The 25,187-nt window shown below is 56.2% G+C and carries 21 protein-coding genes, 2 tRNA genes and 3 rRNA genes; 13 read left to right on the forward strand and 13 right to left on the reverse strand.

Annotated elements, in window-relative coordinates; translation table 11 throughout:
- The first annotated feature begins 73 nt into the window (after positions 1-73).
- On the forward strand, positions 74-166 hold the full coding sequence (locus SIB83_RS09160; protein WP_413745624.1) for a cytochrome B6: 93 nt from the start codon (positions 74-76) through the stop codon (positions 164-166).
- Here SIB83_RS09160 and SIB83_RS09165 read toward each other — a convergent pair.
- Both SIB83_RS09165 and rimO read right to left on the reverse strand, forming a co-directional pair.
- Entirely contained in the window at positions 153-1,379 is a 1,227-nt protein-coding gene (locus tag SIB83_RS09165; RefSeq protein WP_413745625.1) for an MFS transporter, read from the reverse strand. The two genes, SIB83_RS09160 and SIB83_RS09165, sit on opposite strands and share 14 nt — an antisense overlap.
- A complete protein-coding gene (gene rimO / locus SIB83_RS09170; RefSeq protein ID WP_413745626.1) occupies positions 1,376-2,776 on the reverse strand; it encodes a 30S ribosomal protein S12 methylthiotransferase RimO in 1,401 nt (466 codons plus the stop codon). The genes SIB83_RS09165 and rimO overlap by 4 nt, the downstream gene beginning before the upstream one ends.
- A 75-nt stretch (positions 2,777-2,851) precedes the next feature.
- Here rimO and SIB83_RS09175 point away from each other — a divergent pair, with 75 nt between their 5' ends.
- Positions 2,852-3,793 (forward strand): vitamin K epoxide reductase family protein, encoded by a 942-nt coding sequence (locus SIB83_RS09175; protein ID WP_413745627.1) that lies wholly within the window; start codon positions 2,852-2,854, stop codon positions 3,791-3,793.
- Positions 3,794-3,845: 52 nt separating this feature from the next.
- Here the strand turns inward: SIB83_RS09175 and nadB are convergent, their stop codons facing one another.
- From nadB to SIB83_RS09190, 3 genes are all read right to left on the reverse strand, one after another.
- The gene (nadB, locus tag SIB83_RS09180; RefSeq protein ID WP_413745628.1) at positions 3,846-5,528 is read right to left on the reverse strand and encodes an L-aspartate oxidase; all 1,683 of its coding nucleotides are present in this window, start codon (positions 5,526-5,528) and stop codon (positions 3,846-3,848) included.
- Between the two features lie 91 nt (positions 5,529-5,619).
- The gene (gene psbU / locus SIB83_RS09185) at positions 5,620-5,997 is read right to left on the reverse strand and encodes a photosystem II complex extrinsic protein PsbU (protein ID WP_413405255.1); all 378 of its coding nucleotides are present in this window, start codon (positions 5,995-5,997) and stop codon (positions 5,620-5,622) included.
- 117 nt (positions 5,998-6,114) lie between these two features.
- The gene (locus tag SIB83_RS09190; RefSeq protein ID WP_413745629.1) at positions 6,115-6,846 is read right to left on the reverse strand and encodes a DUF3120 domain-containing protein; all 732 of its coding nucleotides are present in this window, start codon (positions 6,844-6,846) and stop codon (positions 6,115-6,117) included.
- A gap of 83 nt (positions 6,847-6,929) precedes the next feature.
- On the opposite strand from SIB83_RS09190, the gene SIB83_RS09195 reads away from it, so the two are divergent.
- The 11 genes from SIB83_RS09195 (at position 6,930) to SIB83_RS09245 (ending at position 19,225) form a co-directional block, all read left to right on the forward strand.
- Positions 6,930-7,838, forward strand: coding sequence for an undecaprenyl-diphosphate phosphatase (locus tag SIB83_RS09195; protein ID WP_413745630.1), 909 nt, complete (start codon positions 6,930-6,932; stop codon positions 7,836-7,838).
- A 19-nt stretch (positions 7,839-7,857) separates the two neighbouring features.
- Positions 7,858-9,255, forward strand: a complete 1,398-nt coding sequence (locus tag SIB83_RS09200; protein WP_413747345.1) for a TIGR03279 family radical SAM protein — start codon at positions 7,858-7,860, stop codon at positions 9,253-9,255.
- Positions 9,256-9,318: 63 nt separating this feature from the next.
- Positions 9,319-11,049: a TolC family protein gene (locus SIB83_RS09205; RefSeq protein WP_413745631.1), complete on the forward strand. Its 1,731-nt coding sequence runs from the start codon at positions 9,319-9,321 to the stop codon at positions 11,047-11,049.
- 16 nt (positions 11,050-11,065) lie between these two features.
- The gene (locus SIB83_RS09210; RefSeq protein WP_413745632.1) at positions 11,066-11,869 is read left to right on the forward strand and encodes an inositol monophosphatase family protein; all 804 of its coding nucleotides are present in this window, start codon (positions 11,066-11,068) and stop codon (positions 11,867-11,869) included.
- A gap of 600 nt (positions 11,870-12,469) precedes the next feature.
- Positions 12,470-13,954 (forward strand): 16S ribosomal RNA (locus SIB83_RS09215).
- Between the two features lie 183 nt (positions 13,955-14,137).
- A tRNA-Ile gene (locus SIB83_RS09220) sits at positions 14,138-14,211 on the forward strand.
- Positions 14,212-14,220: 9 nt separating this feature from the next.
- A tRNA-Ala gene (locus tag SIB83_RS09225) sits at positions 14,221-14,293 on the forward strand.
- 392 nt (positions 14,294-14,685) lie between these two features.
- Positions 14,686-17,551 (forward strand): 23S ribosomal RNA (locus SIB83_RS09230).
- 116 nt (positions 17,552-17,667) lie between these two features.
- A 5S ribosomal RNA gene (gene rrf / locus SIB83_RS09235) occupies positions 17,668-17,784 on the forward strand.
- The 16S, 23S and 5S rRNA genes sit together here with 2 tRNA genes alongside, the layout of an rRNA operon.
- A 105-nt stretch (positions 17,785-17,889) precedes the next feature.
- On the forward strand, positions 17,890-18,825 hold the full coding sequence (locus SIB83_RS09240) for a YihY/virulence factor BrkB family protein (protein ID WP_413745633.1): 936 nt from the start codon (positions 17,890-17,892) through the stop codon (positions 18,823-18,825).
- Between the two features lie 49 nt (positions 18,826-18,874).
- A complete protein-coding gene (locus tag SIB83_RS09245; RefSeq protein WP_413745634.1) occupies positions 18,875-19,225 on the forward strand; it encodes a hypothetical protein in 351 nt (116 codons plus the stop codon).
- A gap of 20 nt (positions 19,226-19,245) precedes the next feature.
- Here the strand turns inward: SIB83_RS09245 and SIB83_RS09250 are convergent, their stop codons facing one another.
- The 8 genes from SIB83_RS09250 to SIB83_RS09285 form a co-directional block, all read right to left on the reverse strand.
- Complete coding sequence (locus tag SIB83_RS09250) at positions 19,246-19,617, reverse strand: DUF2834 domain-containing protein (protein ID WP_413406265.1); 372 nt, start codon at positions 19,615-19,617, stop codon at positions 19,246-19,248.
- A complete protein-coding gene (gene xseB / locus SIB83_RS09255; protein ID WP_413405269.1) occupies positions 19,610-19,891 on the reverse strand; it encodes an exodeoxyribonuclease VII small subunit in 282 nt (93 codons plus the stop codon). Before xseB ends, SIB83_RS09250 begins: the two co-directional genes overlap by 8 nt.
- A gap of 46 nt (positions 19,892-19,937) precedes the next feature.
- Positions 19,938-21,095 carry an exodeoxyribonuclease VII large subunit gene (gene xseA / locus SIB83_RS09260; protein WP_413405271.1) on the reverse strand — a complete coding sequence of 386 codons (1,158 nt, stop codon included), beginning with the start codon at positions 21,093-21,095 and terminating at the stop codon, positions 19,938-19,940.
- Positions 21,085-21,261 (reverse strand): hypothetical protein, encoded by a 177-nt coding sequence (locus SIB83_RS09265; protein ID WP_170953712.1) that lies wholly within the window; start codon positions 21,259-21,261, stop codon positions 21,085-21,087. The genes xseA and SIB83_RS09265 overlap by 11 nt, the downstream gene beginning before the upstream one ends.
- A gap of 114 nt (positions 21,262-21,375) precedes the next feature.
- The gene (locus SIB83_RS09270; RefSeq protein WP_066911871.1) at positions 21,376-21,519 is read right to left on the reverse strand and encodes a chlorophyll a/b-binding protein; all 144 of its coding nucleotides are present in this window, start codon (positions 21,517-21,519) and stop codon (positions 21,376-21,378) included.
- Positions 21,520-21,588: 69 nt separating this feature from the next.
- Positions 21,589-24,126 carry an ATP-dependent helicase HrpB gene (hrpB, locus tag SIB83_RS09275; RefSeq protein WP_413745635.1) on the reverse strand — a complete coding sequence of 846 codons (2,538 nt, stop codon included), beginning with the start codon at positions 24,124-24,126 and terminating at the stop codon, positions 21,589-21,591.
- A gap of 243 nt (positions 24,127-24,369) precedes the next feature.
- Positions 24,370-24,753: a hypothetical protein gene (locus SIB83_RS09280; RefSeq protein ID WP_066911878.1), complete on the reverse strand. Its 384-nt coding sequence runs from the start codon at positions 24,751-24,753 to the stop codon at positions 24,370-24,372.
- 56 nt (positions 24,754-24,809) lie between these two features.
- Entirely contained in the window at positions 24,810-25,073 is a 264-nt protein-coding gene (locus SIB83_RS09285) for a DUF2973 domain-containing protein (protein ID WP_413406266.1), read from the reverse strand.
- Between the last annotated feature and the right edge of the window lie 114 nt (positions 25,074-25,187).

A 25,187-nucleotide genomic window follows, 5' to 3' on the forward strand; every position in this document is an offset into this window, starting at 1 on the left:
CAGAAGCTTAAGGGGGATCTGCTGATTCCAGACCAGATCTCTGATCTAATGGGTGCTGCAATCTGTGACAGGCATGGGCGTCCTCATCTACCTGGGTCTGGTCGGAGCCGGACTCACCACCGCTGTGACGATCAGTTTTGTGCTTCGCCGGATCAAACTGATCTGACTTCGTTCAGGACTGTTCCACCGCGGCGGCAGATCTCAAGCAGCGCCAGAACAACTCCAAGGGTGCCACTGATGGCAAACGTTGCCTGAAGCCCCATGGTGTCAGTCAGAACTGCGGCGATTAGACCACTGATGCCGCCGCCGCCAAGAAAGGCAATCTGTCCAAGGCCGGCCATCCGTCCACGCAGGGTCTGGCTGGAGCCAACCTGAGTGATCAGGTTGCTGCTGCTCAGCAGCCCCGCGGTTCCGGCACCGATCAGCAGTGTCATCGTGAGCAAGAAGGGGGCATCTCCTCCAATCGCCATGCCGAGCTGAGCCACGGCAGTCACCAGCGCAAAACCGGCCAGAGTCAGTGAGGGCCTTCTGCAGAACCGATGGCTGTTGCGTTGCAGAAGCAGTCCCCCAGCGATGCTTCCAAGGGCCAGAACGCTTGTGAATATTGCAAGGTCCATCGGCGCATCACCCAGCTCTCGGGCGGCGATCAAAGGGCCGAGTCCCGGGTGGAAGAAACCAACCACGCACATCAGGCCTGTGAACATCAGCGCGTGTCGCAAGTTGCTGCCGCATTCCCGCCAGGCCACCCGCAGCGATGCCTTTTCGCCGGGAGCACTGCGCATTTCCAGTTCCGTTCTCGGATGCAGCAACCAGATCACACTGGCGATCGGCATCAGATAAGTCGCCGCATCCAGAGTGAGTGCCGTGGCCGGTCCTGTGAGTGTGATCAGTAAACCCCCCAGGAGTGGTCCCACCAGTTTCCCGACGTTGAAGACCACCGAGAAGCTCGTCAGAAAAGGGGCCAGTTCGGAGTTGTCATCGACCAGCAGAGCGCAGTATTTATTGCGAGCAGTGAGTTCATAGGCCCCGGCGATTCCCACCAGCAAGGTGCTGGCCAGCAGCATCAGGACCTGTGGCTGTCCATCAAGCACTGGAATGGAGAAAGCCCCCAACAGGCCGGCTCCAAGAAGTGCCCACTGTGCCTGGATCAACACCCGCTCGCAGCCAACACGATCGGTCCTTACGCCGGCTGGTCCGCTCACCAGCATGGTTGGCAGTGAAAGTGCGGCGAAATGCAGAGCCAGCACCATGGGTTCCTTGGTTTCATCCATCAGGATCCAGCCCTTGGCGGTGAGACCTGCAAAGGAACCGGCAGTGCTCAACCCTGAAGCGATCAGGAAGATGAGACGTTGGCGCTCATGCGATGACGTGTTGCTCACTGGCTGGTGCGAGCGGAAGCCACCATTTCGGTGGCACCCACGATTTCGCCTCTCAGGTCATAGATGTCTGCTCCATTGATCCGAACCGGCACCATGGTCCCCGGCCCGGCTTGCAGGCCATCCGCGCGGGGCTGCACCTGCACTTCGCCATCGACTTCAGGAGCGAATCGGGCACAGCGCCCAATCATGGCTCCGGTTCGTGGGTTGTGTTGTTCGATCAGCACATCAACGGTTCGCCCCACCCAGCGGGTGTTGGCTTCGGCAGAGATCGGTTGTTGCAGCGTCATCAGCCGATCTTTTCTGGCGGTGGCAATCTCAGCTGGCACCGGATTCGGGAGCTTGGCCGCGGCGGTTCCCTCCTCCGCTGAGTAAGTGAAAACCCCTACATGATCGAAGCGCTGACTCTCAAGGAACCCAGCCAGGTGCTCGAACTGCTCTTCCGTTTCACCGGGAAAGCCCACGATCAGCGTGGTGCGCATCACGGCATCCGGTAACTGCTCCCTTAACTGATGCATCAGTCGTTCGTTCACATCCGCCTGCCAGGGACGATTCATGGCTCTCAGCACTTTGGGATGGCTGTGCTGGAGGGGCAGGTCGAGGTATGGAAGAACATTGGGGACATCCCTGTAAGCCGAGATCACGTCAGCGGTCAGGCCTGTCGGGTAGGCGTAATGCACCCGGATCCAGGGAATCTCCACCTCACCCAGGGCCCTGAGCAGGTCTGCAAGGCGAGGGCGCCCGTAGATGTCCAGCCCGTAATTGGTGGTGATCTGGCTGATCAGAATCAGTTCCTGAACACCCTGCTCAGCCAGTTGATGGGCTTCTGCAACGATCGATTCGATCGTCCTTGATCGCTGATTGCCGCGCAGATGCGGAATGATGCAGAACGCGCAGCGATAGTCACAGCCTTCAGCCACTTTGAGATAGGCAACCGCTTCTCCAGTGGTGCGGTATCTCGGCAGTGTTTCGTCGCCGACAAACGTCGGGTTCTTGCTGACTCGATTGACGCGTTCTCCGGCTTCAACCCGTTCCAGCACCTCCACAATGTGCTGGTAATCGCCTGTCCCCACGATGGCTTTGGCTTCGGGCAGGGAATCGAGCAGCTCCTCCTGAAAATGCTGTGCCAGGCAGCCGGCGATGATCAGTTCCTTGCCTTGTTCCGCTAAGCCAACGAGTGTGCGGACCGATTCCTCACGCGCTTCCTGGATGAAGCTGCAGGTGTTGACCACCACCACGTTGGCGTCGCTTTCATCGCTGCTGACGCCATAGCCGGCTCGTGTCAGCAGGCCGAGCATGTGTTCGGTATCAACCCGGTTCTTTTCGCATCCCAGATGGGCGAAAGCAACGGTCGGCCTCGTGCTGGCCATGCCGCTGCCGGGAAGTTGGTCCGGGGACATGGGCACTGCGGATCAATCATCACCATAAATCTCGTGCTGATGCCTGCCAAAATTTCAGAAATCAGTTCAGTGCGCATGGGCACCACCCGACTCACCAGCCGACGTCGTCAGGACCAGGGTTTCAAATGGGCGCGTATCAGCATGGCGGTGCTGGCGACCGTGGGGGTGATCGACACCGGTTCGATCACCCTTGAACGCTGGGGGATGATCGGCAATCTCACCTGCCCGGTGGGCGCTGACGGGTGTGACAAGGTCCTCAATAGCCCCTGGGGCACCCTTTCTCTGACAAATGCCTTCAGCATTCCGCTCTCCTTCGTCGGTTTGCTGGCCTATCTCGCCGTTCTGGTGATGGCCCTCGTGCCGTTGCTTGCCGGCCTGGCGGACAATCGCAACGATCTCTCCCGCCGGAGCTGGTGGGGGCTCTTCACCGTGTCCCTCGGAATGGCTGTTTTCAGCATGGTGTTGCTGGGCCTGATGGTCTTCAAGATCCAGGCCTTCTGTTTTTTCTGCGTGCTGTCGGCAGTGTTGTCGGTTCTGCTGCTGATCCTTGCCGTGATCGGTGGTGGATGGGACGACTTCTCCCAGCTTGTGTTCCGTGGCGTTCTGCTGGCGCTGGCTGTGCTGCTGGGCAGTCTCATCTGGGCTTCGGTTCTTGACCCTGAACGGCCGGAAGCGGCCATGCCCGGTTCCGGTGCGCCTCCTGTGGTCACCACAGCAAGCTCACCGGCGAAAGTTGCTCTTGCAGAACATCTCACCGCAACGGGAGCTGTCATGTACAGCGCCTACTGGTGCCCTCATTGTCATGAGCAGAAGGAGGACTTCGGTCAGGAGGCTTCCAGCAAGCTCACCGTCATTGAATGTGCGGAGGATGGTCAAAACAGCCAACGCGCCCTCTGCCAGAGCAAAAAGATTGAAGGTTTTCCCACCTGGGAGATCAACGGCAAGCTTGATTCGGGTGTGAAGGATCTGAAAACACTGGCTGATCTCTCCGGCTTCAAGGGAGACAACAACTTCTGAGTGCCTTCATCCGCCGTCTGCTTCTGCACAGTTTGTCCGCACAGCGTGCTGGTTATTCAGTGACGCAGCGGGTCTTGATTCCTTCTCCTCTGAGCTGCCGACTGTGTCGACGCCATTGGGGAAGGCAACTGGGAGCATCACTGCGGAAGTGCCCTCCGCGACTTTCGGTTCTGAACAGACAGGCTTCCAGAAGCAGTGCAGTGGTGCGCTGGCGATGGGCAAGATCAAGCAAGAGGTTCAGCTCCTGGCGGCTGGGCTCCTCAAGCTCCAGAAGTTGCTGATGGGACTGTTGGTTGACCATGCACAGGAGCTCCTCCTGCTCCAGAGGGTTCATTGCTTTTGTGGTCAACTTCAGCAGTGTCTGCATCCCGACTCTGGAGCGATTGACCCCAGCCACGTCCCAGCACTGTTCTCTCAAATTCGCGATTTTGCGCGTTAATTCGCCCATACCGGTGTTGCTGCGGGCATTGGTCTGAGTGGTGCTGATGCTGTGTCCCCGAGTTTTCCAGTGCTTGTCGGCAGCTGAAACAGCTGGCAGGTCGATCGCTCCCAGTTGGCGAGCAAAAACCAGGCATTCCATCAGTGAGTTGCTGGCCAGACGATTGGCACCGTGCAGACCGGTGCAGGCCACCTCTCCCACTGCGTAAAGGCCTGGCAGTGATGTGGCGGCATTGAGATCGGTTGCCACGCCTCCCATCCAGTAATGGGCTGCAGGAGCCACTGGAATTGGTTGCTCAAGAGGATTGAGATTGTGGTTGCGGCATCGCTCCAGAATGGTTGGGAATCGGCGCTCAGCCTGGTCGCGAGGAATTCCTGAAAGGTCCAGACCGACGTGGTCGACGCCCTGGAGGCGCATGCATTTCAACAGTGCACGACTGACCTGGTCTCTGGGCGCAAGATCAGCTCCTGGAAGTTGATTGACCGGACTGTTCCCGGCTGCGTCCACAAGTCTTGCTCCTTCTCCGCGAACTGCTTCTGAGATCAGAAAACAGGGAGCTCCAGGAAGCTTCAGTGCAGTGGGATGAAACTGGACAAACTCGAGATCTTCAACCGCGGCCCCGGCAGCCCAGGCCAGGGCGATTCCCTCCCCCGCGGCTTGGGCGGGATTGGTGGTGTTGGTGTAAAGGTGACCCCCGCCTCCGGTGGCCAGGATCACTGCTCTGGCTCGGATCCATTGCAGCCTGAACCCATCCAGAACCTGCACACCGCAGCACCGTCCGTTCTCCACCCAGAGCTGGCTGACGCGAACACCCCTGCGATGCAGTAACCCAGGTCTTTGCTCGGCGCGCTGTCGCAGCACATCGACCAGCGCATGGCCGGTTCGGTCCTGGACATGCAGCACGCGATGGTGGCTGTGGGCAGCCTCGAGTGTGGTGGCCAGACTCCCGTCGCTGTTCCGGTCGAAATCCATCCCCAGCTCGAGCAGCCTGTCGACGCACTGCGGTGCCTGTTCAACAAGAAAGCGAACAGAATCACCGTCGCAGAGGCCGGCACCGGCGTGGATGGTGTCTGTCGCATGGCTGTCGCTGTTGTCATCCCGACGCGTCACTGAAGCGATTCCGCCCTGAGCCCATCGGCTCGATGAACGCCTGCTGGTGTTGCGATTGACCAGCAGCACTCGAAGTCCGGCGGGCAGTTCAAGACAGGTCATCAGGCCTGCGGCCCCGGCGCCTACCACCACCACGTCCCAAGGACCTGAGGGAATGGGTTCGCTGCCAGGGTCAGAGGGTTTCATTTCACCACCAAAAAACCGCCGGGTTATCCGGCGGTTTCACCGCAATCCAGGCATTCCAATCAGTGGAGATCGGCGTTTTCAGAAAACTGCCTCAGCGGTACTGCCCATCGTTGATCCGGTCGAATCCTTCGTTGAGAGCTATCGACGGTTCCGTAACGGTGAAGTTCTCACGGTATTTGTCGAATAGCTCTTTCTGGCGGTCGGTCAGATCCAGGGAGAGAACGTCATCAACACTCTCGTAGGGGCCACCCAGCACGATTTTGCCGGCGAGGGTGGGATACATACCAGGGAACTGCTGAAACCGACGCACAGAGGAATTGTTCAGATCCACCTTTTCGCCACGCTCGGCGATCTTGTCGTCGGCCACGTTGCGGATGTCAGCAGCCTGAACGCTCGCGGGTAGTAACAGGCCCATCAGCAGACCTGCCATCACAAGAATGCCTGTCAGCCAGGACAGCAGACGCTTCATGGAACTCTCCGTCTTGAGGATCGGAACGGGATGATTACCGGCGATGCCGATCTGCAAACCTTACAAGTGCCATCGCCCGGAACTGTTGCGAGCAGTCGCAGTTTTTTGCAGTTCGTTTCAGACCAGTCCGCTCAGTTCCGGCGCGAACAACGACAACGACAGGAATAAGCCGTCGATTAAAAGAGTTGTGAATAACACCGCTGCAGCAATACTCCAGGCCTTGTCAGTCGAAACAGAAAGAGTGCTGCGATGTCTGCAGTACTGAACCAGCTGAAGAATGATCAAACCTGCAGCAGAGACCGTTAAGAGAGAACTTGGCCTCAGCACACAGACGGCAGCATCCTGCAGGAGAACAGTTGCTTCTGTGGGGGAAGCAGCAATCACTGCAGGCCAGAGCCCCATGACGCCAGTGAGTGCCATGGCCAGGTCGGTGAAGGCCGTTCCCAGTAAAGATGCGAGATAAAAGGCACAGCCAAGCCGCCAGCGCGTCTGCAGACCGGTGATTGCCAGAGGCAGTGCGAAGGCCTCAACCGGAACATGCAGCAGTGGATGACTCGCCAACCATCCCCAGAAAAGGCTGCCGGCCAACCAGCTGCCACTGAATCCGACCAGCAGTGCCCCGAAGTCCTGACCTTTCCTGGGTGCGATCGCATTGGTGATCACTCCCACACCGAGGAGCACCAGGCCGAATAGGCAGGAGGTGAACGGTTGAATGCGAACCCATGGAGCCTGAACGAACACTGGCAGCACGACCAATGCCGATGCCCAGAAGGGCAGACCTATGCGCCCCAGGGAGAGCGGCTGAACCGGCTCAGCGAAGGCCTGGTTGCGTATCAGCCCACTGAACAACGATCCACTCCCACCCGAATGTGAAGAAAGGACTGTGACCTTAGAAGATTTCCGCCTGGTTGAGGGTTTTTGTGAGGTCGCTGATGTCATTGGATGTTGGATCCGGCGATAGCGTCCTGGAGCCTTCGTTCAGGACGTCAGAGGTGTCAGATCCCGGGCTTTTCGAGGCCATCTGGAGAAATGTCGTGTTGGGTGTTGTGCAGGGGCTCACTGAGTTTCTGCCCATCAGCAGCACGGCTCATCTGAAGGTGGTGCCCGCACTCGCCGGTTGGGAGGACCCGGGCGTGTCCGCCACTGCAGTGATCCAGCTGGGCAGCATCGTCGCTGTCATTGGCTATTTCCGCGACGACCTCCTGGAGGTCTGGAGGGGAATCAGCGGTGCACTCACGAGAGGTCAGTGGCGAGAACCGGAAGCCCGCCTCGGGATTGCCATGGCCATTGGCACCCTGCCGATCCTGGTGGTGGGGCTTGGCATCAAGATGTTCTGGCCCGGCTACGAAACGTCGCCACTGCGCAGCGAACCGGTAATCGCAGTTGTGTCGATCGTGATGGCGTTGCTGCTGGCCCTGGCCGAGCAGCTGGGCCCGCGTCTCAAACGGCTTGACCAGGTTCAGGGGCGTGATGGTCTTGTGGTCGGTCTCGCTCAGGTGCTTGCACTGATTCCTGGAGTGTCCCGGTCTGGAAGCACGCTCACCGCATCATTATTTGATGGTTGGAAGCGACCGGATGCAGCCCGTTTCTCCTTTCTGCTGGGCATCCCAGCCATCACCCTGGCGGGGTTCGTGCAACTGAAGGACGCCTTCAGCCAGCCCAGCCCAGGCGGCGCGTTGCCGCTGTTGCTCGGAATCCTCTCCGCTGCAGTGGTCTCCTGGCTGGCCATCGACTGGCTGCTGAAGTACCTGCAGCGTCACAGCACCTGGATTTTTGTGATCTATCGACTCCTGTTTGGCGTGTTGCTGCTGGTGTGGTGGTCCGGCGCAGGCTCAAACTGATAACAGTCGACTGCTCGCTGTGTGGAATGAGCCCTCCGCAGGGGTTGCTGTCACAGCTCTGGATCCCGCGAGTCCTTCTCGGCAGCCAGAGCCTGCGGTGGTGGCTTCCGTCGAGGCAGGTTCAATCGGAGAGGAACTGGGATTCGAGCCCGGGGATCAACTGCTGAGCATTAATGGTGTGCGTCCTCGCGATCTCATTGATTACCGATATCTCATCGGTGATGAGGAGCTGACGCTCGAAGTTCGTGACAGCGCCGGTGAGCTGCACTGCGTGGAGCTGGAAAAAGATGCCGATGACGGGCTCGGTCTTGCTTTTACGGAAGCCCTGTTTGATGGCCTTCGCCAGTGCACCAACCGCTGCCCTTTCTGTTTCATTGATCAACAGCCACCGGGTCATCGCGACAGTCTCTATCTCAAGGACGATGACTATCGGCTCAGTTTTCTCTACGGCTCCTATCTCACTCTCACCAACCTCAGTGATTCCGACTGGGACCGGATTGAGCAGCAAAGGCTGACACCGCTGTTCGTTTCGGTGCATGCCACCGATCCCGATCTGCGCTCCACTCTTCTCGAGAATCCAAGAGCCGGGAGGCTGTTGGAGCAGCTGAAGTGGTTCGCTCAGAGGGATCTGCAGATCCATGCCCAGGTTGTGGTGTGTCCAGGACTCAACGATGGCGATGCACTGCTGAACACTCTTCGGGATCTTGCCGGGTTTGCAGGTGTTGAGTGGCCTGCCGTGCTATCAGCTGCCGTTGTACCGGTGGGCCTGACACGTTTCCGACCTCCGGGCGATGGATTGCGAGCGGTCACTCCGGAGGATGCCGAGCGGGTGATTGATGCGGTGGAACCTCTCCAGGCTGAATTCCAGGAGCGCTTCGGCAGTCGATTTGTCTGGTTGTCGGATGAGTGGTACTTGATTGCGGGTCGTCCGTTACCGCCCCGTGTCAGCTACGAGGATCTTCCTCAGCAGGAAAATGGTGTGGGAACGATTCGAGCGTTTCTCGAATCCCTGGATGAGGCCACCGAATCACTTCCTGAGCGTGTCGCTGAGCCGCTGCGCAGCAGCTGGGTTGTCGGGAGACTTGTGGACCGTGCTCTGGAGACGGTGACCAAACGTTTGAACAGGATTGAAGGCGTCAGCTTGCGAATGCATGGTCTACCCAGTCCCTACTGGGGGCAGGATCAGGTGGTCACCGGGCTGCTGACTGGCCAGGATCTGCTGGATGGCCTCAAGGATCAGGACCTGGGTGATCAGTTGCTTTTGCCATCGGTGATGTTGCGGCAGGGGCAGCCTGTGTTTCTGGATGACATGACCTTGGATCAGGTTCAGGCACAGCTTCCTGTCCCCATTCGAATCGTGCATGGAGCAGCTGACATCGTGGCTGCTGTGCTCGGAGATCCGGAGAAAACCACCTAAACTCCGCCAAGCTCGGTATTTGATGTGCGTCGGACTGCTGCAAGCCTTCTTCTGATTGCAGGCATGGTGCCCGTCGACATCGCAGCAAGTGCTCTAGCTCAGGAGCCTTCTGATGACTCCGCAGACAATGGCTCGTCGCTGATTGATCAGAACACCCTCCCCAATGCCATTGATCTGAAAGGATCCAGGCCACAGGCGGATCCTTCCCTGCTTCCCCCAGCGGCAACAACCTTGCCCGAAACGCTCGATGGGCTCCAGGCGCCGCCGAGTCTTGCCTTGCCCAATCAGCCTGATCAGGTTCGAATTCGTGAGCTCAGACCGCTCACACTGGCTGAAGTCGAACGACTTGCTGAAGTCAATAATCCCAATCTGAAAGCTGTCGCTCTCGAAGTGCAGCAGGCCAAGTCGAGCCTGCGAGCGGCAATTTCAAGTTGGTATCCCAATCTCAATCTCAGTGCCAATGGTCTCCCCCAGTATCTGGCGGGTGAATCACAGAGGTTTAACTCCAGTCGATCTGATTTACAGAGATCACTTTCCAATCAATCAGGTTCCAATCAATCAGGTTCCAATCAATCAGATTTTGTGAACCCCTTCACCGATCTTGAGGTTGAAGATGGACGCTTCACCAGAACTGAGATCACTTCCGCCAATTTTTCAGCGCAACTTAATTGGAAATTGATTGATCCAGGCCGTGTGCCTGAAATAGCCGCGGCTCGCGATCTCTTTGAAAGGGCTCGTGATTCGTATTTGATTTCCTTAAGAGATCTTCGTCTTCAAACAGCCGAAGCGTATATCCGACTGCAGGAACGCGATGAAACTGTCAACGTTGGCAAGCAGTCAGTTGCTGCTTCACTGGTCAGCCTGCGAGACGCACGGGCTCGTTTTCAGGCGGGTGTTGCCACCAAGCTTGAAGTGTTGGAGGCGGAAACTCAACTTGCTCGAGACAGAGACCTGTTGACTCGAGAATTAAATTTTCAGTCCCGTGCTCGCAGAGAATTGGCAAAGATTATTGATCTCCCTCAAGATGTGACTCCCACCGCCGCCACGCCTGCAAGGGTTTTGGGTGTCTGGGAGCCTTCCCTTCAGGAGAGCATCATCGCTGCCTATGCGTTCAGGGAAGAGCTTGATCAACTCATACTTGATATCTCGATCAATAACAGCAATGCCAATCGTGCTCTTGCTGCAGTGCAGCCTGTTCTCAGCATTTACAACGATTTTCAGACCAGGCGTTTCAAGGGGGGGACATCAGAACCACCTGTAAATACCGATGCTTATGGCTGGAGTTTCGACAATGCCGTTGGGCTTTCAGCACGTTGGAATGTTTTCGATGGTGGTCGCGCTCGTGCCGAATACAGGCGCAACAAGCAGAAAGCTGAAGCCAGTACTTATGACTTTGCTACTCGCAGAGGTGAAATTCGTTTTGAAGTGGAGCAAAGCTTCTTCAATCTGCGTGACAGACAAGCTTCGATTCGTACCACTGCCAGAGAAGTGCTCTCTTCTCAAGAAGCGCTGCGCCTGGCCAGGTTGCGCTTCCAGGCGGGTGTGACTACACAGCGTGAAGTGGTTGAAACTCAAAGGGATGTCACCAACGCGCAGGTTCGCTATGTCAGCGCGATTGCTGACTACAACGTTTCTGTAGCCAAACTAAGGCGATTCACAGGCCTTGATCAGGTTGCGTCCTGCCCACCTTTGAATCTGCCTGGGGACAAGCCTCAACCATCAGCTTCCGAAGTTGTTCCGATCGTTCCTGAACCCAACTTCCCAGCTTGTGAAGCCTCCCTGCTGGGATCCTGATCATGACGGCTAGACGTTGACTTCGAGATTCCTGAACCCTCAGCAGTTGCGCGCCGTCCATCAGCTACTCGACAGGGTTGCGGAACGGCAGAGACAGGATTTCGGTCACATCGTTTCTGATATCAAGGAGGATGGGTCCTTGATCACCGCTTGTGACCGCTGGAGTGATCAGGTTCTGGTGGAAGGGCTCTCCAAGCTTGCTCCCGGTGAATTCACTCTCAGCGAGGAAGGGGAGAAGCGCTGTCCTACCTCTTCGGGCTTCTGGGTTGTCGATCCCCTTGACGGCACCACCAACTTCGCTGCCGGAATTCCTTACTGGGCGATTTCAGTGGCACGTTTTGTCGATGGCCAGCCCACTGAGGCTTTTCTCGATATTCCACCCCTGAATCAACGCATCGTGGCGATCCGTGGTCAAGGAGCATGGCGCAATGGCAAACCTCTGACTCCACAGACCCGTCTGCAGTCAGGCAGTGCCTGCGTGTCGCTCTGCAGTCGTGCGATCAGAGTGCTGCAGCGCCGTCATCAGGATCCTTTCCCAGGCAAAATCCGCCTGCTTGGTGTTGCCAGTGTGAACCTGGTCAGCGTGGCCATGGGGCAGACCGTCGCAGCGCTGGAAGCAACACCAAAGATCTGGGATCTTGCAGCTGCCTGGCTCGTTCTCTCCGAACTGAACTGTTCTTTGCAGTGGCTTGACCAGGATCCGGCGATGCTGACTCCTGGACAGGATCTTTCCGAGGTCAGCTTTCCAGTGCTCGCAGCGAGCTCGCAGGCTGAACTTGACCGTCTCAGGCCCTGGGGAGAGTCTTTGCTGCTTCCCTGACTGGCTGACCAGTTGCGTATTGGGGCATTAGTGAGCTATGTTTTTGGACTGCGCGGCAGGCGGAAGCCTGGAGCGCAGCTTCTGAACATGAAGAGCGCGAGCTTGTAATGTTTGGGGGTGCTTACGAGGCCGGGAGGGAGAGATCCCACGGTGTTGTAAGTTTCACAAGCGGTCGCGAGGCCGCACCGCCAACCGCTCCTGAGAGGGAACGCGTCGGCAGAACCTGGACAATCGAAAAGTTTAGGAACTGACGCTTTCATCGCGTCGAGTTTTGATTACTGAGCTGCAAAGTTGAGTAATTGAGCTTGATGATAATGCGATGTAAGTGTGAGGTCCCGTCAACAATTTTAGTTGCAAAGAAGCAACGTGCTTACAGAGTTGAAAGTTTTCACGAGCTTTTGAATTTGTCGGTGTGCATGTTGTGGAGCAACAACCGGATCTGAGATCCTGGAAAGTCACGAAGGAGAGATTCTTAGTGCACTCTTATGAACCCTTCTGTCAGAGGAAGGTGGTTTTTACTGCAACCAGTGCGCCAGTGCTGAGTGAGCGGGAAAAGCAAATCAGGTTGAGGAAATGAAAATTTTCGAGAGGACTTGATCTACAACGGAGAGTTTGATCCTGGCTCAGGATGAACGCTGGCGGCGTGCTTAACACATGCAAGTCGAACGAACCTTCGGGTTAGTGGCGGACGGGTGAGTAACGCGTGGGAATCTGCCCTCAGGAGGGGGATAACGGCTGGAAACGGCCGCTAATACCCCATATGCCGAGAGGTGAAACGAATTTCGCCTGAGGATGAGCCCGCGTCTGATTAGCTAGTTGGTGAGGTAAGAGCTCACCAAGGCATCGATCAGTAGCTGGTCTGAGAGGATGATCAGCCACACTGGGACTGAGACACGGCCCAGACTCCTACGGGAGGCAGCAGTGGGGAATTTTCCGCAATGGGCGAAAGCCTGACGGAGCAACGCCGCGTGAGGGATGAAGGCCTCTGGGCTGTAAACCTCTTTTCTCAAGGAAGAAGATCTGACGGTACTTGAGGAATAAGCCACGGCTAATTCCGTGCCAGCAGCCGCGGTAATACGGGAGTGGCAAGCGTTATCCGGAATTATTGGGCGTAAAGCGTCCGCAGGCGGCCTTTCAAGTCTGCTGTTAAAACGTGGAGCTTAACTCCATCATGGCAGTGGAAACTGTTGGGCTTGAGTGTGGTAGGGGCAGAGGGAATTCCCGGTGTAGCGGTGAAATGCGTAGATATCGGGAAGAACACCAGTGGCGAAGGCGCTCTGCTGGGCCATAACTGACGCTCATGGACGAAAGCCAGGGGAGCGAAAGGGATTAGATACCCCTGTAGTCCTGGCCGTAAACGATGAACACTAGGTGTCGGGGGAATCGACCCCCTCGGTGTCGTAGCCAACGCGTTAAGTGTTCCGCCTGGGGAGTACGCACGCAAGTGTGAAACTCAAAGGAATTGACGGGGGCCCGCACAAGCGGTGGAGTATGTGGTTTAATTCGATGCAACGCGAAGAACCTTACCAGGGTTTGACATCCTGCGAATCTCTTGGAAACGAGAGAGTGCCCTCGGGAACGCAGTGACAGGTGGTGCATGGCTGTCGTCAGCTCGTGTCGTGAGATGTTGGGTTAAGTCCCGCAACGAGCGCAACCCACGTCTTTAGTTGCCAGCATTTAGTTGGGCACTCTAGAGAGACCGCCGGTGATAAACCGGAGGAAGGTGTGGATGACGTCAAGTCATCATGCCCCTTACATCCTGGGCTACACACGTACTACAATGCTACGGACAAAGAGCAGCAAGTTCGCGAGGACAAGCAAATCTCATAAACCGTGGCTCAGTTCAGATCGTAGGCTGCAACTCGCCTACGTGAAGGAGGAATCGCTAGTAATCGCAGGTCAGCATACTGCGGTGAATACGTTCCCGGGCCTTGTACACACCGCCCGTCACACCATGGAAGTTGGCCACGCCCGAAGCCGTTACTCCAACCCTTGTGGAGGAGGACGTCGAAGGTGGGGCTGATGACTGGGGTGAAGTCGTAACAAGGTAGCCGTACCGGAAGGTGCGGCTGGATCACCTCCTAACAGGGAGACAAACATTGATTTTGATGTCTGAGTACTTAATTCTTAGGCCGAAATCCTGTCACCTTAGGTCGATCGGTACCTCAATTTTGAAATCAAGAATGCATAGCGATATGAATTGCTTGATGGAGATTTTCAGTTCCTAAACTTTGTCTAGGTCACATCCCACAAGGGTTGAGTCTTCCTGGGCCATTAGCTCAGGTGGTTAGAGCGCACCCCTGATAAGGGTGAGGTCCCTGGTTCAAGTCCAGGATGGCCCATTCGGTGTTGGGGGTTTAGCTCAGTTGGTAGAGCGCCTGCTTTGCAAGCAGGATGTCAGGAGTTCGAGTCTCCTAACCTCCACTGATCGAACTCAATCTCCATCGTCTGAAAGATGGAAGGTGAACTCGAGGAGATGTGATTTAGATGTGTCCGCTGGCATGACCCCAGCTTCCTGTCATTCCGAAATGACGTGAATTATCACGATGTTTTGGTTGATAAGATGCTGGGCTCGAACTGATTGATCAGTTTGATGTCTAGCAGAACCTTGACAACTGCATAGGAAAAAGTCTGTAAGAATAAAGCATCTCTCATGGATGCATCATTCTTTTTTAGGATGATGTCAATTCTTGAGCAAGAGCCGAGACTCCATGACGTTCTTCTGATTGTGTCGAGCAATCAGGAGTTTGATGAATGATTCAGTCATGAATTATTCAGAATCTGTTTCAACAACAGCAAGCGTTTTGGAGATGAATGGTCAAGCTACAAAGAGCTCACGGCGGATACCTTGGCACACAGAGGCGATGAAGGACGTGGTTACCTGCGATAAGTCTCGGGGAGCTGGAAACACGCTTTGATCCGGGAATTTCCGAATGGGGCAACCCTTAGAACGGCCAGCTGAATCCATAGGCTGGCACGAGCCAACCCAGCGAACTGAAACATCTTAGTAGCTGGAGGAAAGGAAAGTAAAAACGACTCCCTGAGTAGCGGCGAGCGAACGGGGAAGAGCCTAAACCGATGGTTTCGACCATCGGGGTTGTGGGACAGCAATGTGGAAAAGGGATGTTAGTGGAAGTGTTTGAAAGACACGCCAAAGAGGGTGAAAGCCCCGTACACGAAAACTGAACTGACCTAGCTGTATCCCGAGTAGCACGGAGCACGTGAAATTCCGTGTGAATCCGCGAGGACCACCTCGTAAGGCTAAGTACTACTGTGTGACCGATAGCGAAACAGTACCGCGAGGGAAAGGTGAAAAGAACCCCGGGAGGGGAGTGAAATAGAACATGAAACCGTGAGCTTACAAGCAATGGGAGCCCGACTTATCGGGTGACCGTGTGCCTGTTGAAGAATGAGCCGGCGACTTATAGGCACTGGCGGGTTAAACCGGAAATGGTGGAGCCACAGCGAAAGCGAGTCTGAATAGGGCGTTTGTCAGTGTTTATAGACCCGAACCCGGGTGATCTAACCATGGCCAGGATGAAGCTTGGGTGATACCAAGTGGAGGTCCCAACCAACTGACGTTGAAAAGTCACTGGATGAGCTGTGGTTAGCGGTGAAATGCCAATCGAACCCGGAGCTAGCTGGTTCTCCCCGAAATACGTTGAGGCGTAGCGTCTCGTGCTCCAGCAGGGGGGTAAAGCCACCATTTCGGTGCGGGCTGCGAGAGCGGTACCAAATCGAGATGAACTCTGAATACCCTGTGTGTAGCGAGGCAGTCAGACTGTGGGGGATAAGCTCCATGGTCGAGAGGGAAACAGCCCAGACCGCCAGCTAAGGTCCCCAAATCAACGCTAAGTGATAAAGGAGGTGGGATTGCCCAGACAACCAGGAGGTTTGCCTAGAAGCAGCCATCCTCAAAGGAGTGCGTAATAGCTCACTGGTCGAGCGATCCTGCGCCGAAAATGAATGGGGCTAAGCGTTGTACCGAAGCTGCGGATTTATGGTAGGGGAGCGTTCTATGTGGGGCGAAGCGTTAGCGTGAGCGGGCGTGGACTGCATAGAAGTGAGAATGTCGGCTTGAGTAGCGAAAACATGGGTGAGAATCCCATGCACCGAAACCCTAAGGGTTCCTCCGGCAGGCTCGTCCGCGGAGGGTTAGTCTGGTCCTAAGGTCAGGCCGAAAGGCGTAGTCGATGGATAACAGGTCAACATTCCTGTACCGGTTATGTTTTGGGAAGAGGGACGGAGAAGGCTAGCCGAGCCAGACGTTGGTTACTGGTTCAAGCGTTCGAGGCTATGAGGAGCGGCGAAAACGCTCCGAGCTGAGGCGTGAGTACGAGCTGCTACGGCAGCGAAGTCGGTGATGTCATGCTTCCAAGAAAAGCTCTATACCCGTTAAGGCATAACTGCCAGTACCCGAAACCGACACAGGTGGGGTGGTAGAGAATACCGAGGTGCGCGAGGTAACTCTCTCTAAGGAACTCGGCAAATTAGCCCCGTAACTTCGGGAGAAGGGGTGCCACCGCAAGGTGGTCGCAGTGAAAAGGCCCTGGCGACTGTTTACCAAAAACACAGGTCTCCGCTAAGTCGCAAGACGATGTATGGGGGCTGACGCCTGCCCAGTGCCGGAAGGTTAAGGAAGCCGGTCAGCGTAAGCGAAGCTGGCGACTGAAGCCCCGGTGAACGGCGGCCGTAACTATAACGGTCCTAAGGTAGCGAAATTCCTTGTCGGGTAAGTTCCGACCCGCACGAAAGGCGTAACGATCAGGGCGCTGTCTCGGAGAGAGGCTCGGCGAAATAGAATTGTCTGTGAAGATGCGGACTACATACACCCGGACAGAAAGACCCTATGAAGCTTTACTGTAGCTTGGTATTGTGCCCGGGCTCTGAATGCGCAGGATAGGTGGGAGACGTTGATCTAGTGCTTGTGGGTACTAGGGAGTCAATGGTGAGATACCACTCTTTCAGAGCTAGGGTTCTAACGTTCACCCGTTATCCGGGGAGCGGACAGTATCAGGTGGGCAGTTTGACTGGGGCGGTCGCCTCCTAAAAGGTAACGGAGGCGCACAAAGGTTTCCTCAGGCTGGTTGGAAATCAGCTGACGAGTGCAAAAGCAGAAGGAAGCTTGACTGTGAGACCTACAAGTCGAACAGGGACGAAAGTCGGTTTTAGTGATCCGACGGTTCTGAGTGGAAGGGCCGTCGCTCAACGGATAAAAGTTACTCTAGGGATAACAGGCTGATCTCCCCCAAGAGTTCACATCGACGGGGAGGTTTGGCACCTCGATGTCGGCTCATCGCAACCTGGGGCTGAAGTCGGTCCCAAGGGTTGGGCTGTTCGCCCATTAAAGCGGTACGCGAGCTGGGTTCAGAACGTCGTGAGACAGTTCGGTCCATATCCGGTGTATGCGTAGGAATATTGAGAGGATTTCTCCCTAGTACGAGAGGACCGGGAGGAACGCACCTCTGGTGTACCAGTTATCGTGCCAACGGTAAACGCTGGGTAGCCATGTGCGGAGTGGATAACCGCTGAAAGCATCTAAGTGGGAAGCCCACCTCAAGATGAGTATTCCCATGGGGTAACCCAGTAAGGTCACGGGAAGAACACCCGTTGATAGGCTCTACGTGGAAGTCCAGTAATGGATGCAGCGGAGGAGTACTAATAGACCGAGGGCTTGACCATGATTTGGTTCTTGCCTGAGGCGACGTTTTATTCAAAACAGACGCATCATTGATGATGAAAATCATTGGTGATGTCCTATGCAGTTCTCAGGGTTCAACCTTGGGAATGTTTTCTATCCTGGTGTCCATAGCGTTGTGGAACCACTCCGATCCATCTCGAACTCGGTTGTGAAACGCAGCAGCGGCGACGATATTTGGGGGGTAGCCCCCTGAGAAAATAGCTCGATGCCAGGTAAAACATTCCAATCACATCAGTGATACGAAGAAAGCCACCCCGGAGAGGGTGGCTTTTTTTGTACCCTGACGCGCTAGTTTGGATTCATAACACTGGCGGATTTCATGGCACAAGGGCTGTCGATTCGTCAAATTTGCCGCTCTCTTTGGAGGGCTTATTTGCGTTGGGTTTCTTCGGATTGCGTAGATCTCAGTGCTGCTTTTGCTTACTACACGCTTCAGTCAATCTTTCCGATTCTGGTGATCTCATTATCAGTTGCCTCCTGGTTTTTAGGCAGGCAGCAGAATCTTGACGAACAAATACTGGCCTACGCCAGTGGTGTGCTGCCATCTCCAGCCATTGAAATTATCCGTCAGACTCTCCAGCAACTTGTTTCTCAGGGATTCGGAGCTGGCCTTCTGGGCGCCGTTGTTTTGCTTGTCACTGCTGGGAATGTTTATCTAACTCTGCAGCGAGGAGCCGATCGTTTATGGCGTGATGTTTTGCAGCCTTTGCCTGATGCATTGCCGTTCGGAGTGCAGGCTTATCGTTTTGTGCGGGTGCGGGTTGAAGCTTTTTTTGTCGTGATTCTGATTGGTCTTCTCGTCGTTGTTGATCAAATCAGTGCCAATCTGCGAATGGTTCCGGCAGCTTTTCTTGATGAATTTTTCCGCTCTGTGCCATGGCTGGCTGATGTTTTTCTGGATTTGCCAGTGCTTCAATTTGGACGTTTGTTGATTCCCTTTCTTGGATTTTCCGCAATGGCTTTGTTGTTGCAGTTCCTGCTTCCCAGCAGGAAAGTTCCTTTTTTGCCACTGATCCCAGGTTCCTTGTTGATCGGCTTTTTGCTAACAATTTTAAATCTTGCGGTCAGTCGAAGCATTTTTTCACTCGGATCTCGCTTTCAGGCTTATGGCGTTATCGGCGGGGTTCTTGTGCTGACATTATGGATCTGGATGGTCGGTGTAGTGATTTATTTCGGTCAGTGCTGGAGTGTGGAGTTGGCCAATATGCGTATTAAGAAGAGCGGTGATCCGTTCATTCAGCTTGCCCAAGACTGACGTTAATCAGTGATTATGGAGATCCTTCATTCACCGGGTCCCGAGTGATATGGGTCGACTGCCCCCTTTGGTCTGGCTCATGGCCCTGTTGCTGTTGTTGCCGACACCGGTAGGCAGAGCTGTGATCGATGTGCTCGGAGGAGTAGCCCTTGTTCTGCTCGCCCTTCCTCTGCTCCTGGCTGGTCTTGGTTGGATTGGTTGGAGGGTGTTGCAAAGCCGAATGCAGGTTTGTCCCAACTGCGGCTCGGCTTCCCTGCAGGCCAACCCGGTTTGTGCTGTCTGCGGATCTGCTTTCTCAAATGTGGATACATCGCAGACCTCCACTTCGCAATTTAAAGATGATTCGATTCCTGCAAGTTCCGCCACGATTGACGTCACTGCAGAGGATGTAGAAATCTGAGCTAGATCTGATTCAGCTGCTTATCCATTATCTGGATTGATCGGTTGATCCTCCTTTTCAAGCTCCACAAGTCGGCGTTCACGCAAATGCAGGAAAAAGGGGCCGCCGCAGGCAAACGACACGGTCACGCACAACACCAGGGTGATCCACCAGCCCTTGACCTGCAAACGGCGACCCTCAATGGCGATCCAGATGGTGAACGCAGTGGCGCCGATGATCAGATCGCGGCTGAGGGATCGTGATGCTGCATTCAGATTGGCATCCCTGATAAAGCCACTGAGGTCGAAGCCTGAGCCCGTTCCCGTCTGCATGAATTCCAGATTGGCTTGCCAGGGCAATACGGCACCGAGCAGGGCCAGAAGCAAGTAGCTCCAGATCAGAATGTTACGCATCATTCCGCTGCTTGAAGGTCTCTGTGGTCAATGTATCGGGGTTAAGTTGAAGAACATTCTGTTCTGTTTCGCTGAGAAGTTGTTCACATCGACTCAAGTAAATCTCCGCCCGTTGATAACTGTTCTGGAGTTCGGATAACGGTAGAGCTTCGTCCTGAAGCCTGGCCAAGAGGAGGTCGAGTGCCTGAAGCGCCTCTTCATAGTTCAGTGTTTCTGCTTGCTTGCGCCAAGTCTCCTGTGACTCGGTCTTGACCGTTTGGGGTTTTTTCGGCATGAAAAAAGGATGACGTTGGCTTCAAATCAGAGGTTTTCGTCCGGAGTCAGGTGTGTCCAAGAGTGTTCTGAACGGTTTGAACAGTCACGCCGATCTGCCCGTCTCGAAGATGAATCTCAAGATTGTCGCTGGGCCTGGCTTCCTTCACTGACTCCAGCACAGTGCCGTCCACTTGCATCACTCTGGCGAAACCTCTGCTCAACCATCGATCCGGTGAGAGGGCCGTGAGTAGTTGCTGTCGTTGGCGCAACTGATGACGGGTGCGCTGCAGCACGGTTTCTGGATGAACACTTTGCAGCTGTAGCTGCTTCTGCTTCAGCCGTTCCTGTTCTCGTCTGAAACGCCACTGTTGTTGTTGAACCAGCTGCAAGCGTTGCTGACGGACTGTCTGCAACGCTGTGACTCGACTCGGAAAAAGGCTGACGATTGCCGCTGTGGGAGTGGCAGCCCTGTGATCAGCTACAAGATCGGCCACCGTGAGGTCGTCTTCGTGCCCCAGACCTGTCACGACCGGAAAGCAGATTGCGGCAATGGCTCGACAGACCTGTTCGTCGTCAAACACCATAAGATCTTCACGGCTGCCTCCCCCCCTGGCCAGCACAAGAGCATCAAGCTTCAACTGAGGTTGAGCCTTGTTGATTTGTTCCAACACTGCACTGATCTGTTGAGCTACTGCTCCCTGAACAGGGATCGGAACAACAAGTAGCTCAGCCAGTGGCCATCGCTCGCTTGCGGTTCTCAGCATGTCCGCCAGGGCTGAACTGGGCACGCTCGTCAACAGCGCAATGCGGGTAGGGATCAACGGCAGGCTTTTTCGCGCTGCTGGATCAATCAACCCTTCTGATGACAGCAGTGCTTTAACCGCTTCAAAGCGTCGATCAACGGTGGAGAGACTCGGGCGGATGTCAATGGCCTGTACGGCGAGACTGGCCCGAGCCGCCCAGAAATTCAGCTTTCCGATCACCGTGATGCCGTCCCCGTCTGCAGGGACGTAATCGAGCTGATTCAACCGTGAGGCCCAGCAGACCACCGTGATGGTTGCTTCCCCGTCGGTGAGGTTCACCCAGAGGTGTCCTTTTTTGATCTGGGGGCGGGACGCACTGCCCTGGACCAGAAAACGGGGGGCGAAACCGCGCTCGAGCAGGGAGCCGACTGCGTTGTTGAGCTCCTTGACGGAGTAGCTGGGGATGGCGTTATCGATCAAGGCGGCGATAGGCGAAACCCCAGTAGATGCAGACAGCACCAGCAATGACACTGAGGATCCGCCCCCACTGATGGTCCAGCTGGGTCAGCCCGATCGATAGAAACACCAGTGCACTGCTCAGCAACCTGGCACCATCGCGGCGGTTGCCGGCGAAGAAACGGGGCAAGGGCAGAGAACAACTTCAAGTACTCTCTCGCAGTGACGGCGGACATTAAAAAACCCCATCGGCAGGCCGATGGGGTTTGGATGGATGCAGGGCTTGCAGTGCCCTCTATCGCTGTCAGCCGAGGCCAATCTGGGACAGGATGCCCTGGCCGGTGAGCAGTTCGGTACCCAGGCCGATCACGAAGCCCATCATGGCCAGCCGGCCATTCCAGGTTTCAGCGAAGTTGACGAAGCCGAAGCGGGATGCGTTGTCAGACATGGGTCGTGTTCCTTGACTTCAACCAATGTAACAAACAATGGAGTTTTGTTGCCTGTCGTGAATGCGACATTACGGCCTTTTCTTCGACTTGCTAGTCGGAAAGGCTGTCATCGGTGATTCCGGCCAGGGGTGTTTCGGGTAGCGGCCGCGCATCTCACGACGCACATCGTGATAGCTGCCCGCCCAGAAGCCGGCAAGATCCCTGGTGCGCTGGAGGGGACGACCAGCTGGGGAGAGCAGTTCAAGGGTTACCGGCAGTGCCCCGTTGAGAAGGATCGGTCCTTGGCTGCTGCCGAACATCTCCTGCAGCTTCACCGAGAGCACTGCGTCGTCATCTCCGTAAATCACTCTGGCTTCTCTGCCGCTCGGAATCTTCAACCGCTCAGGAAGCAATCTGTCCAGCTCCCGGCGCCTTTCCCAGGGGAGATCATTCCACAACGCTTCAATCAGCTCCCGGCTGTCCAGGTCCTGCCAGCTGCTGCAGTTCAGACTGGCCTCCTTGATCCAAAGTTCGGGTCTTTTCTGCAGTTCCTGAAGTGTGCGATTGGGCCATGGGGCTCCAAGATGAATGTGGGCAATCTGAAGGCGCCGACGCAGCTGTTCGCAGCGTTCATTCCAGGGCAGAAGATTGAGACCATGGTTCTGAAGTCGCTGCAGCAAGGCATGGCTCACCAGATCAGCTGAAGGGCGTGGCAGTTGCTGGCGTTGCAATTCGATCGCACCAAGGCTCAGCACTCGCTCGCCGCTGATCCGTTGCTGGCTGTCGTTCCAGACAACGTGATCGTTCCATTCCCCCTGTTCTTTCGCCATATCCTCGAGATGCTGCCTGCTGATGGGTACCGCCAGGCGGATGCATGCATCTCGATCTTTGAGGTCGAGCCGGGCGATGGCCAGGGCTTCGGCGCCGCTCAGCGGATCGGACTTGGGTAGAACCGCCCCGCGCCCCTGGCGCAGAAGGAACGAACCTGCACGCCCCGGTCGTGCCAGGGCCAACCATTCGGGGAATGCCGTGGCGATTAACTTTGCGACGCAGAAGTCCTCGGTTTCGCTCGAGAACATCTGCCTCCCCTGTGGTTCGACAGTCCGCAACTGTCTTTGCCACTTTCGGCTCTGCCGCAACAGCAGATCCTGGACATCGTGATGATCTGATCGCTCTGTATCTCTGAGACGCTGGAGGCGGAGGCCGATGTCACACCCGAGATCGCGGACCCCGGGGAGATCCCTTTCACTCAGCAACGCAGCCAGATCGCAGGCCATCTCCTCCAGTCCCCAATTCCTTGCCTGGATCAGCATCAGTCCCAGTCTTGGGTGCATGCCGAAGGCTGCCACTTGTCGGCCCATCGCTGTGATGTGCCCCTGATCGGTCAGCAGTTTCAGCTGCTTCAGCTGTTGTTGCCCTTCCTGGAACAGTGGTCGGGGGGGAGGTTCCAGCCAGTCGAGCTCTTCACCCAGGCCAGCTCCCCACTGCGCCAGGTCAAGCAAGGTGGGTTGTGGATCTGCCCGTTGCAGCTCCGGAAGGTCTTGCGCTGGTCGGCGTTGCTCTTCAGCCGCTGACCAAAGGCGTACACAGCGGCCGGGTCTCTGTCGACCCGCTCGTCCCCGCCTCTGATCTGCGCTGGCCATGCTGGCTGGTACGGTCACCAACCCTTCCATCCCGGTGCCTGGATCAAAACGCGTGTGGCGATTCAGCCCTGCATCCACAACGAGACGTATGCCATCCAGCGTGAGTGAACTTTCCGCAATCGATGTGGCCAGAACGATGCGTCCGTTCCAGCGTTTGTTGCAGGCTTTGAGTGCTTCGGACTGCAGTTTGAGAGACAGCTGACCATGCAGCGCCAGCACCTGCCAGTTCTCCAGCCGCTGCTCCCTGTTCAGCCTCTGTCGGCATCGTTCAATCTCTCGCACGCCGGGTAGAAAAACGAGCACACCGGGGGGACTTCCGCCTTCATAGTGACTGCGTTCGAGCTCGATCAATTCCTGTTCGAGCACGCGCAACACATGAGCTTCGAGGGGCTCTTTGTCGCGAGCAGGGCAGTGGCAGGTTTCCACCGGGAAGGCTCTTCCCTCACTGGTGAGCGTGTCTGCTGCATCGAACTGAGCACTCAGCTCCTCCAGCTCCAGAGTTGCAGACATCAGCAGCAGCTTCAGATCAGGCCTGAGCAGGCGTCGTGCTTCCCGAAGAAGTGCAAGGGCGACGTCACTGTCCCGTCGGCGCTCGTGGAATTCATCGAAGATCACGATGTCCACTCCGGGCAGGTCGGGCTGAGACTGAAGACGCCGGAGGAACAACCCGTCAGTGATGACTTCGATGGTCGTGGCGTCTGATCGCTTTTGCTCGTTGCGAACGGAGTAGCCCACTCGCTGTCCCACGGGTTCGCAGATCGATGCAGCAAGTCGTGTCGCTGCCGCCTTCGTTGCCAGTCGTCGCGGCTCAATCAACAGGAGTCGGCCTTCGACACGCGGTGCATTGACCAGTTCCCCAATCAATGCCAGAGGAACTCGGGTGGTTTTGCCTGCCCCCGGTGGTGCCTTGAGGATCAGTGTTCCTGACCTGTGAAGGCGAGCGCACAGCTCGTGCAGAAGTGCATCAATGGGGAAGGAACCCAAGGTCGACGATCGGCGTCAGCGGACGAAGTTGAGGATCCCAAGCAGCAGAATGCTGGTCAAAGCTCCCATTGCGGTGAGCAAACGGATGAGCGGGGCACTGCGATGTTTCAGCGTGGCCATGAAGAAATCCTTTAAGGCCTGGCCAGAGTTATTTAGCCCTTTGTCGGGCAGCTTGGCTGTATCCGCTGGCACGGCGTTACACGCAGAAAGGTGCAGAGCGCGGGGGGCTTTCGAATGCGGGGGTTAGCGCACGTGGCGAGCACCATCAACCGGGTGGTAATCCTCTCCAGTTAGTTCCTCGTAGACAATTGCGGGAAGTCCGGTTTCGAACATCGTCTGCAGGGCTTCTTTGAGGTAGGGGTTCCAGCCACCGGTACTCACCTGGCCATGCCTGACTGTCCAGTCCCAGGTTCCCTGAAGATCTCTTGGGATGCGACCTTCACGGTCGCGTCGTGCAACCAGATCGAGTGACTCCACCAGACCCACCTGGATCGGATCCTTGCCGTAAGCCGGAGTGAGGCTGAGTTCCAGACGCACCGGATCCTCCTTGAGCAAACGCAGGCGAAAGCGGGGAGGGAGTTTCACGGATTTGATCACCGCGGCAACGATCCGTGTTCTTTGATCCACCAGGAGGTTCCCCCTACGAGTCCGAGTCGAGCTGCCGCGCAGCTGTCTTACCCAACCTATTCACTGGAGCGCACCCCAGGTTCTCCAGTTTCGTCCTCGCCACTGAAGCGGACGGTGAGCAGATCTTCTTCCGTCAATCGACCATCTCCATCAAGCAGCTCCGGATGAATGGTCACCTTGCCGGTTCGGTCCACAGGGGTGTCAGTCGTCCCTGGAGAACGCACTGCTGCGCTGAACCCTCGCCCCATCACCCGGAAGGCTTGCCACAGCAGGGCAAGGAAAACCAGTCCGTAAATCAGGGGGAAAAGACTGCTGATCATGGGATGTCGGCGGTTGTCGTACTGGGACACACCCTCTCTGCACACCATCATCGCCATTTCCCGCCCAGTTGTGCTTGTTCATGGAGCACTGTTGGTTGCATCTGGTCATGGAAT

Source organism: Synechococcus sp. MIT S9507 (assembly GCF_047304715.1).
In the GTDB taxonomy this organism is placed as follows: domain Bacteria; phylum Cyanobacteriota; class Cyanobacteriia; order PCC-6307; family Cyanobiaceae; genus Synechococcus_C.

Coding starts and splice junctions, on each gene's coding strand:
- nadB (WP_413745628.1), bottom strand. CDS start 5,528: ATGAAACCCTCTGACCCTGGCAGCGAACCCATTCCCTCAGGTCCTTGG.
- SIB83_RS09250 (WP_413406265.1), bottom strand. CDS start 19,617: ATGCGTAACATTCTGATCTGGAGCTACTTGCTTCTGGCCCTGCTCGGT.
- psbU (WP_413405255.1), bottom strand. CDS start 5,997: ATGAAGCGTCTGCTGTCCTGGCTGACAGGCATTCTTGTGATGGCAGGT.
- SIB83_RS09245 (WP_413745634.1), top strand. CDS start 18,875: ATGGGTCGACTGCCCCCTTTGGTCTGGCTCATGGCCCTGTTGCTGTTG.
- SIB83_RS09285 (WP_413406266.1), bottom strand. CDS start 25,073: ATGATCAGCAGTCTTTTCCCCCTGATTTACGGACTGGTTTTCCTTGCC.
- SIB83_RS09270 (WP_066911871.1), bottom strand. CDS start 21,519: ATGTCTGACAACGCATCCCGCTTCGGCTTCGTCAACTTCGCTGAAACC.
- SIB83_RS09240 (WP_413745633.1), top strand. CDS start 17,890: ATGGCACAAGGGCTGTCGATTCGTCAAATTTGCCGCTCTCTTTGGAGG.
- SIB83_RS09160 (WP_413745624.1), top strand. CDS start 74: ATGGGCGTCCTCATCTACCTGGGTCTGGTCGGAGCCGGACTCACCACC.
- SIB83_RS09195 (WP_413745630.1), top strand. CDS start 6,930: ATGTCATTGGATGTTGGATCCGGCGATAGCGTCCTGGAGCCTTCGTTC.
- SIB83_RS09175 (WP_413745627.1), top strand. CDS start 2,852: ATGGGCACCACCCGACTCACCAGCCGACGTCGTCAGGACCAGGGTTTC.
- rimO (WP_413745626.1), bottom strand. CDS start 2,776: ATGTCCCCGGACCAACTTCCCGGCAGCGGCATGGCCAGCACGAGGCCG.
- xseB (WP_413405269.1), bottom strand. CDS start 19,891: ATGCCGAAAAAACCCCAAACGGTCAAGACCGAGTCACAGGAGACTTGG.
- SIB83_RS09205 (WP_413745631.1), top strand. CDS start 9,319: ATGGTGCCCGTCGACATCGCAGCAAGTGCTCTAGCTCAGGAGCCTTCT.